This window comes from Microcystis sp. M179S2 (assembly GCF_020245805.1).
Classification (GTDB): Bacteria; Cyanobacteriota; Cyanobacteriia; order Cyanobacteriales; family Microcystaceae; genus Microcystis; species Microcystis aeruginosa.
Window position 1 is genome coordinate 1 of record NZ_JADBUE010000189.1, and the last position, 9,436, is coordinate 9,436.

Annotated in this window: 8 protein-coding genes and 1 pseudogene; 6 read left to right on the top strand and 3 right to left on the bottom strand. The window is 41.9% G+C overall.

Features of this window, described 5'->3' with window-relative positions; translation table 11 throughout:
• Window positions 1-170: 170 nt before the first annotated feature.
• The 3 genes and pseudogenes from IM500_RS11775 to IM500_RS11785 form a co-directional block, all read left to right on the top strand.
• On the top strand, window positions 171-512 hold the full coding sequence (locus IM500_RS11775) for a hypothetical protein (protein WP_242034646.1): 342 nt from the start codon (window positions 171-173) through the stop codon (window positions 510-512).
• A 63-nt stretch (window positions 513-575) separates the two neighbouring features.
• The gene (locus IM500_RS11780; protein WP_287738490.1) at window positions 576-2,483 is read left to right on the top strand and encodes a methyltransferase domain-containing protein; all 1,908 of its coding nucleotides are present in this window, start codon (window positions 576-578) and stop codon (window positions 2,481-2,483) included.
• A 384-nt stretch (window positions 2,484-2,867) separates the two neighbouring features.
• Window positions 2,868-3,973 (top strand): annotated as a pseudogene (locus IM500_RS11785) (RAMP superfamily protein); the annotation flags it as partial.
• A 491-nt stretch (window positions 3,974-4,464) separates the two neighbouring features.
• Here the strand turns inward: IM500_RS11785 and IM500_RS11795 are convergent.
• Entirely contained in the window at window positions 4,465-5,373 is a 909-nt protein-coding gene (locus IM500_RS11795) for a transglutaminase family protein (RefSeq protein WP_190722215.1), read from the bottom strand.
• Window positions 5,374-5,521: 148 nt separating this feature from the next.
• On the opposite strand from IM500_RS11795, the gene IM500_RS11800 reads away from it, so the two are divergent.
• Complete coding sequence (locus IM500_RS11800) at window positions 5,522-6,973, top strand: GTP-binding protein (protein ID WP_190722216.1); 1,452 nt, start codon at window positions 5,522-5,524, stop codon at window positions 6,971-6,973.
• A 66-nt stretch (window positions 6,974-7,039) separates the two neighbouring features.
• Here IM500_RS11800 and IM500_RS11805 read toward each other — a convergent pair whose 3' ends face one another.
• Window positions 7,040-7,336, bottom strand: a complete 297-nt coding sequence (locus IM500_RS11805; RefSeq protein WP_079206196.1) for a type II toxin-antitoxin system RelE/ParE family toxin — start codon at window positions 7,334-7,336, stop codon at window positions 7,040-7,042.
• On the bottom strand, window positions 7,321-7,509 hold the full coding sequence (locus IM500_RS11810; protein ID WP_002737442.1) for a hypothetical protein: 189 nt from the start codon (window positions 7,507-7,509) through the stop codon (window positions 7,321-7,323). Before IM500_RS11810 ends, IM500_RS11805 begins: the two co-directional genes overlap by 16 nt.
• A 346-nt stretch (window positions 7,510-7,855) precedes the next feature.
• Here IM500_RS11810 and IM500_RS11815 point away from each other — a divergent pair, with 346 nt between their 5' ends.
• Together IM500_RS11815 and IM500_RS11820 are read left to right on the top strand one after the other, a co-directional pair.
• On the top strand, window positions 7,856-8,548 hold the full coding sequence (locus tag IM500_RS11815) for a Crp/Fnr family transcriptional regulator (protein WP_190722217.1): 693 nt from the start codon (window positions 7,856-7,858) through the stop codon (window positions 8,546-8,548).
• Window positions 8,549-8,783: 235 nt separating this feature from the next.
• Window positions 8,784-9,266: a DUF29 domain-containing protein gene (locus tag IM500_RS11820; RefSeq protein WP_190722218.1), complete on the top strand. Its 483-nt coding sequence runs from the start codon at window positions 8,784-8,786 to the stop codon at window positions 9,264-9,266.
• Window positions 9,267-9,436 lie beyond the last annotated feature (170 nt).

Here is a 9,436-nt window from a genome sequence, read left to right on the forward strand (position 1 = left end):
TCCCCGCTTGGGATTTACTTCGAGAAGCCCAAAATCGCTGAAACCCAGATAGATCAAGGAAAATCATAAATCGAGGTTAACCCTTTGTACCATAATGGTTTGAGCCTTTTTTGCTGACCGAAAACGCCTAAGTCCCAATAGACGAAGTTAACCGGTTAGGCGGAGTTGGAGTGATCGCCGAATGTGGAAGAACGGGCGCTCGTGAGACGGATAAGATCGCTTATAGCACTGCTATTCACCTCCTTCAAGAACTAAAAATGCTTGCGCCTGTTAAGTTACAGCCTACGGCAAGCCATACAATTGTTAGGATTGAACAGATCATAAGAGCTAATAGTGACAGGGTTTCCTTCACACGCCATTTTGAAAACTTCGATCCAGTCAAGGCGTTTGAGGTAGTGGCTTATGACGATGGAGAACCAGTTACATATCATCTTCCGTTTGCCATTGCTATGCCCACACAAGGTAAACTACAAGTGGGGGATGAGGCTTTTGGAGTAGGCATAATCGAGTAATCTTTCTTTACTTCACTCATCTCTTCAAATTCAAGAATTATTACCTCTACAATGGAGTTTTTTATGGAGATACTAGTCTTTATCTCTTGGTCAGGCGAGTGGGGGAAGCCACTAGCTGAACATCTCGCCGACACAATATTTAAATATTCTCCTCTAAAAAGTTGGATATCATCTCGTGATATACCTCCAGGAGAAAACTGGTATGACGCAACTATGAAAGCTTCGCAGCAAGCCAAAATTGGCGTTGTCTGCTTAACTCCTGGTGCTTCTAAAAGCTCTTGGCTAAACTTTGAGACTGGTTTGCTAGTCGCACGGCTAGAAAAAATTAAGATTATCAATTTTGGTGAAAGATTAATTGAGCCGTTAAAACGCTATCAAGCAATTGAAGCTGCTAACCGTGACGATTGGGTAAAATTGCTACAAGATATGAATTCTGAATGGAACAACAAGATGTGTCAAGCATTGGTAAACGGCTGGTTTCCTGACTGGCAAAAGTTTTTGGCAGAGCGAACACGATCTCCTCATGTTTATTTCCGTGACATAGGTAATATCCTCGGCAGGGTTCATGATGAAGTAGAAACACTAAATTCTCAAAATGCTTATGTCAAGAAAAACCTTTGCTTTCAAAGAGTTATTTATGACTCTTATTCTCAACTTTATGAGCGTTCTAGAAATATAGAATCGACCTTTTCACTTCCAGCATCTCAGTATCCATTATATCTTATTTCTTTACAAAAAAATCTAGAAAATTGTTATGTCAAGGCAATCGCTCTCGTCAACGTCGAAGAACTGTTTTGGTCACAGCCGATGGGACGGGAAATTTTAACAACTTCGTGTTCAGAAAACATTAGAGTGTTTGCATTTTTCTCTGAAAAGGAGTTTGATTACCATCTAGCAACTCTCCGAGAACATTCTAAGAAATACAATGTTTATGCAATAAGTTTGACCAAGCTATCAGATGTCTTGGGAGCTAACAATACTAAAGACTTTTCTATTATTGAGGTATCAGGAAGCAAGCTGCTTGCAGTATATGATGATGACAACACGGAAGAAAAGAATATCTCTTTTATTGCTGATCCAAACATGATTGCCCAGCACGAAGAATTATTTGAGAAATTATTATCCTCAAAAATACCTGTTTTTATACCTCCCCATACTATCCAAGAGAAAGCAGAGACTGATTCCCTAAGAGCGAGGATTTTTAAAGACCTAGTTCCCTATGAAAGAAAACTTATAGAAATGTCTGAATATATTGATGTAATACCCTATGATGAACATGAAGAAAAGCACGCTTATTATCAAGATATGATGTCAAAAATGATCGAAATTTTTTTAGAGCATAGTAGCAACAATTCTTCCCCAATCAGAATATTAGAATTAGGTGCAGGTACAGGCATTTTTACTGTCCGCTTAAATAAAATTACCAATGTAACTGAGATAGTGGCCGTAGAAATTGACTGGCATTGCTATCAAATTCTTAAGGGTAAATTCAGAGAGCAATATAAAAAAGTCAAGACTCTTAATAAAGACAGCCGTACTTACAATCCAGAGGGAGAATTTGATTATATATTTTCCTCGTTTGCAGACCATCATATTAAGACGGCTGACAAAGCAAAATACTTTGATAATATCAAGCAGAATTTGAAGCCTAATGGTCTAATGATTGTAGGAGATGAATTTCTTCGTAAACATGATCCGAATGATAGGGATGATCGAGACTCTGCTTTGAAAGATTACCACAGTCATATTATTGACATTGCTAAAGGACAGGGGGAAATGATTTTGGCAGAACTTGAGAGACAAGCCTTACAATCTGGTCTGGAGGAAAAGGGAGATTTTAAAGTCTCTTGTGAGCAGTATGAAGAATTGCTGAAACAAGCAAAATTTAAATTTAAAAAAGAGAAAATTGGACCTGAAAATATAGATAATATTGGTGGTGTATATGTTTACACTGCATGGCTACCTACTTAGGTTTAATTCATCACCTATCAACCGCCCCAATTCTCTCACCTTTTCTCCCAGCAAATTCTCTAACTCCACCAACTGCCCTCTCAACCCTTCCCCCCTAACCTGAGACTCCAGAAACTCCGCCGTCTCCCCCTGTCCCAAGCGATACCTAATCCTCATTATTTCCTGTTGCTGATTGTAGGTTTTGTAAGGATTCAGGTCATACAAAAAGCAGTCAAACCCATGCTGTGTAAGCATTTAGGCGAATTATGGCCAAATCCTCATTCTCATTAAGAAACGCTGAAAGCCTTAATTTTCGTGCTTATTGAGAATGAAACTGTTAGTTTAGCGAGTTCTGAGATTTTAGAAGCCGCTCTGTGACTCCATTTGAGGCACCTGAATCCTTACATTTCTCTCTATCAACCTACCCTAAAATTTGGCATTTCTAGCTCAATAGAACAACCCGATTGGGAGGAGATTTGGACTATCTGGGAAAGAGCTTTAGAATCTGGTCTAGGATGCCGTGTTAGTAGCGGTTACGGCTTGCCAAAAGACATTAAACCTTCAAAAGAACCTTTATATAAATGTTTTCTGAAAGGGCAAGGAATGGCTCCTAAAAGCCTCGATGGTAAAAGGGAATTTCGACCCAATATTTTTCGAGGAGCAATTTGCGGTCATGCTTTGCGTATTTTTGGCGGTTTAACTGATGCTAAAAATGCCGAAAAATTAGTTAATCAGCTATTTGGAGGAATTGACGGAGAAGCAACCGAAGGTTTACTAGCGGTCGATTTTTGTGTCAACTCTCTACAGTTAGGAACCTTTGCCAAGGGTTACAAGGAACCCACCTACACAGTAACAGGAGAATTGCGCTGGATTCTCACCCAATCTCTCCTCGAAAACCAGCAAGAATACTTAAAAAAATTAATTTGTCTTCTCACTCGTTTTGCCATGTTATTAGGAGGATTTGGTAAATCATGGCGACGAGCAGATCATAGTATTTTCTATGAGGATTATTATTCCAATAAACCCTTAATTGGCTGTCATTGGCAATGGTGGGATAAAAGTTCTTTAATCAACGATAATAAAGTCAGAGATTTAACTCATGTTCATCCCTTTATCAAAGATGTTCGCACTATTGCTAAAGAATGGATGACCTGACAAAATATCCCCATAACTCCCGATAATAGTGCTAAGTGGCGAGAAAGTTGGCATCACAGAAATGTCGAGGTTTGGGGAAGAATTGCCGAAGATAAAGATGATTCCCTAGCCATAACATGGCTTCACAAAGCCTATCAAAAATTGGATATTTTAAGTATCTATAAAACCTCGGTGACAGGAATAGTAACAAAAAATATCAATCAAATTGGTCGTCTTTGGCATCGAATGTATCCCAAAAATAATCATCAATACCTAGAATTTTAACAATTTTTCCTGATGACTCTGATGATTGTGCTTATTTTCTAGGTTTTCTAGACGAGAATAATGGTCAAGAGGGAAAATTTCAAAAACTTTGACCGAAATAATCCCGTTTATAGTTAAGTACCTAAGCAAAATTAATTACACATTAGGATTAGTTGGAAACTAAAAAAGTAAGGCTAATTCATTAATTAGCCTTACTCTTATTCCTTACCTATTAGGTCAAATAGGATTAGTTGGAAACATAAAGTTTTGAGCGGTGCGCTCAGACCAGTCAAATTCCCTTACCTATTAGGTCAAATAGGATTAGTTGGAAACTGAGTTAACTGATACTTCTTAATCGAAGCTTGTCCACCGAGACCTTACCTATTAGGTCAAATAGGATTAGTTGGAAAGCAGAAAAAGGGTTTCTTTTAGAAACCCTTTTTCTAATAAATTGTGTCAAATATATCTTGACAAAAATCGATAAAAATGCTACAACCTAACGGGAATATTCGCTTTAAATTACGAACAGCTTAGTGAAGTAGTAAGTTTTCCTTTGGGGGAGTCAGGAGTTGATCGCCAGTCAAGGAAAAACCCGAAATTCAACCTATTCCCTGGGATCAAAATCCGGCAGCGTCCCCAGCTTGCGAATGGTCACTTTAACATCCATAGATAAATAGTCATCAGCATCACCAAACCAAGAACCAGAAAGAGGTATGATTTGACCGGGATGACGAGCGATCGCCACTCGAATTAAATCAAAGCCGGCGGTAATTTGATTAGTCGGATCATAATTACGCCAACCGGCCCCCGGTAGATAAACCTGTAACCAAGCATGGGTAGCGCCAGAGCCAGTCATCCCCACTTCACCACCGTCGAGGGCAGCATCGTAGAGATAGCCACTGACAAAACGACAGGCTAAACCCAATCTTCGCAAAGCTTCGATCATCAACCAAGCATAATCGCGACAAGTTCCCGACTTTAGCCGCAGGGTTTCTCCGGGGGATTGAGTTCCTTCACTCTCCCGGGCTTGGTAGGTAAAATTATCTTTGATAGCGGCCATCATTCTTTCCATGACATCGAGGGTATCATCTTGGTCCCCCGCTACAAAACTTTTGGCCCAAGCTGCCAGGCTGCCGTCGGCATCCTCGGCGTGGGGACGCATAAACACCACTAAATCTGACCATTCATCGGGGGTGTACTGGATGGGAATTTCGATCGCCCGTTGAGCGAGGGGAAAATCAGCGATCGCTTTTAAGCCAAAATGTTCCGCCCGTAATCGACAGGTAACGATTAATTCTGACGCTGCTTGAGCGAATTCAATCCCTACCACGTTGTTAGATAGAGTATCCATAGTCCAGCGCGTTTTGGCGGCAATATTCGCCTCTACAGAATAACTGATAATTCTTTCACCGTGACCGGTGCTGGGCAAAAAAATCGCCCGATGTTCCCCAAAAGTTACCGGTTTACGATAATGATAGGTGGTGATGTGTTCCAAGTCGTAGATGACACTCATCCTGATTGTCCTTAATAAAGTAGCTGGTTATAATTAAATTGAAGATGGTTCCCCCCTTAATCCCCCCTTGATAAGGGGAGTATCTGACAATTTTTAACACCCACCCACTTAATCACTGATAACTGATAACCGATAACTGATAACTGAAATGACCTCTGACCCGTTCCTCGATCGAGCTTGGAATACCGAAGACCTAGAACAAGCGCTTCGAGGTGTCGGCACTATTCAAGAAGAACTCAACTATAATCAGGCACGCAATTCTCTGGGCAAACTTGTTGAGCGTCTCGATCTTACCTCGATCGAGAAAATTGGTCTAGAAGCGGAGATCGATCGCCTAGTGGCCCTGCTGGAAAAACTCGATCGATCCCTGATTCAAATTGCCGCTTTTGGTCTGGTGGGCCGGGGAAAATCCTCGATTTTAAATGCTCTGGTCGGTCAAGAAATCTTTACAACTGGTCCTCTACACGGAGTTACCCGCACCATTAAAGGGGTAAATTGGCAGTTAAGCAGCGATGATACTTTCCCTCATCTAGCGCGTCTGACCCTGAACGGCCAGGGTAATGCTCAGGTGCAATTGCTTGATACTCCCGGTATTGATGAGGTAGATGGGCAAACGAGGGAAATTCTCGCCTGTCAGGTGGCGCAGCAGGTGGATTTAATCCTTTTTATCATCTCTGGTGATATGACCAAAGTGGAATTTTCCGCCTTGGCCAAGTTGCGGGAAGCGGGAAAACCGATGATTTTGGTCTTTAATAAAATCGATCAGTATCCGGAAGTCGATCGCCTCGCTATCTATGAGAAAATCGCCTCAGAACGGGTGAAAGAATTACTCTCCCCCGATGAGATCGTTATGGTGGCGGCCTCTCCCCTCTTGGCGGAGACGGTTAAAGGGCAGGATGGGCGGCTAAAAACGCAACGATTTCGGGGAAACCCCCAGATAGAAGCCCTGAAACTCAAAATTTTGGAAATTCTAGAGCGAGAGGGTAAATCGCTGGTAGCACTCAATTCTATGCTGTATGCGGACGAGGTAAACGAGCAAATTGTCGCCCGCAAAATGGCTATCCGTGATCGCGGCGCTAATCAATTGATTCAAAAAGCAGTGATGATCAAAGCATCGGCGATCGCTCTCAATCCAGTGACGGTGTTGGATCTGTTGACGGGAGCAGTTATCGATCTAGCCATGATTCTCGCTCTTTCTCGCTTATACGGCATCGATTTAACTCGTCAGGGGGCGATCGCTCTTTTACAAAAAATTGCCCTCAATATGGGGGGTATTAGTGCCAGCGAATTTTTAGCGGTTTTGGGCTTAAGTTCCCTAAAAGGATTACTCGGTCTCTCGATTCCTGCCACTGGCGGCATTTCTCTCTTTCCCTATACTTCGATCGCCCTGACTCAAGCGGGGGTTGCCGGTGTATCCTGTTACACGATCGGCCAAGTGACGAAAACCTATCTCGCTAATGGGGCCACTTGGGGACCCGATGGCCCGAAGGCAGTGGTGGCCAGTATTCTCGATTCCCTCGATGAAACCTCAATTCTCAACCGGATTAAGCGGGAATTAGGCTCAAAATTGGGGGGTGGGGGACTTTTCAGTGATCAGTAAACAGTGAACAGTAAATTGAAAACTCAAATCTGACCACTGATAACTGATCACTGATCACTGACTCGATCAATCCAAGAAATGCTTGCTATGGACGATCGCCGCTATAATAACTACTGACCCTTGAATTTGATAGATCAGACGGTAGGCGTAGGCAGACTTTTCTCGGATGGTTTCATCGCTAAATTCAGCGCATTTTTTCGCTTCTAGGGGACAATTTTCTAAAGAATAGCTTATATCAAGAATTCGGCGCACGACGGCCGCCGCGTAGGACGGGGAATCTCGACTAATATAAGATGCGATCGCATCCACGTCTTCAATTGCTTTGGGCGACCAGACAAGGCGATAATTCACTCGATCAGCCATTTGTTTAAAAGACCCTCAACTTCTTCTTGGGGGATTGTATTCTCCAGAGAGGCAGCGTTCAAACTTTGACGCACCTTCTCCAGAACGTATAAATGATACTGAATATCTTCAATTGAACAATCATCTGGTAATTGATTCAAGAGGGATTCAACTTTTTGTCTAATGCTATTCATACAAGTTTGACCGAAGTTTTTAAGGAAAAGTATAAATTTAAGTTATCTATCAACTATCATCTATCATCGGATAGAAAATTATAGTTACGCATCCTATCCTAAGCCATAGTCCCCAGAAAAGCGAGAAAAAGTTAAAAATAGATCAGGTGATTATCTAGCTTTTGTAACATTGGGGCGGGGATACTGTTAAGAATACTTAATAATTCTCCTATCTGCCCAATCCCCGCAACTTTTAGGGATTATTGACCAATAACCATCTAGCGGCCACAAGACCCCCCCAATCACAGAAATTTTTTGTTACATTAGTTTACAGTTCCCTCAACGCCCCAGTGGGTTATTAATTTTAATGTCTTCTTCGGTTCCTTCGTCGGATTTTATACCCTTAATCGGTCAAGAAACAGAAATCTTTAACTGGGCAAAATCCCATTATCGCAACCATACCTTTGCCAAAGATGAAAGAGTAGCCACGCGCCCCGGGCTATTATACTTTGTGGAATCTGGGGCGATTCGTATTGTTGGTAAGGCACAAGTTAACGTTATTGACCAAAAATCCCCCCGTCAACTACCTATTGCCGATAGTGAGGAAGTATTTCTCGGTTTTGTGGGTGCAGGTCAACCTTTTGAGATTGTTTCTCAATTTACCTTTCAATTACAAGCCCAAGCTCATCTAGACGAGACCGAGTTAGTCTGGTTATACTGGGAAGACCTAGAACAATGGCCGCAATTGCGATCGGCTGTTATGGAAACTTTTCGCCATCAATACCAGCGTAAGTTATTTTGGTTGAGTATTCTCGGTCAAAAACGCTCCCTCGATCGATTAATGGGGTTCTTGGTTCTATTATTGGAAGAATACGGTCAACCCTGTGTAGAAGGCTATTATCTTCCCTATCCCCTAACTCACGCTCAAATTGCCAGCGCCATCGGCACTACCAGAGTCACAGTAACAAGATTAATCGGTAAATTGCGACAACAAAATTCGATCTTTTTTAAGCAGGATAATCTTATCGGATTGCCCAGTTTATTTTTGAGTCAGAATTAATTTTTCTGCTGCTGGTGTTGCTGACTCAAGGTATGAATAAGTAATAGGACGAAATTAACTTCTTGGTTAGGAAAGGCAAAAGGCACTCATGCAAGAGCTAGTTAGATATGTGTAATTAATTGTGTCTAGCTACTTACCAACTGTGCATCCTATCCAAAAGCTAGTTTGGCTCTAGGTTTTAAAAATCCCACACAAGAAGATTCCTATCTCAAATCAGCAACGTCAGAAATCTATTATGACCGCACAAACCCCGCCATCGCTCTCCGTTCTCTATGAGGAAGATTTTGTTCTCTGGACAGAAAAAACCGCCGAACTGTTAAAGCGAAAAGAGTTTGACAGGGTGGACTGGGAAAATCTGATCGAGGAAGTCGAATGGATGGGAAAAAGTGAGCGCCAGGCCGTAGAAAGTTTATTAACTCAACTATTAATCCATCTTCTGAAACTGAGTTATTGGGCAGCGGAAAGAGAACGAAACGCGCGTCATTGGCTAGGAGAGATAGCCACTTTTCGAGTGCAACTGAAAAAAAAGATGAAAACCCCAACTCTGAAAAATCATGCCATCAATTCCTTCGGGGAGGCCTATTCAGACGCAAGACAAACCCTAATTGATGGGAGAATTGTCGATAAAAATACAATTCCCCTAGAGTCTATATTCACTCTCGAACAAGTATTAGACGGGGATTGGTTCCCCATCGATATCGCACCTTTTCTTAGTTAAGACACACATTCCGCACTTCACTAAGTAGCATAGTGGGACTTAAACAAATTTCAAGCCCAAATAAAGCCTAAACTGGCTTTGTAAGCGGCAAACACATCCCGATTCTCGGTCAGCCACTCAAAGAAACGGAAAGACATCGCTGTCCGAAAAGCTTCTAAAGCTTCCACAAA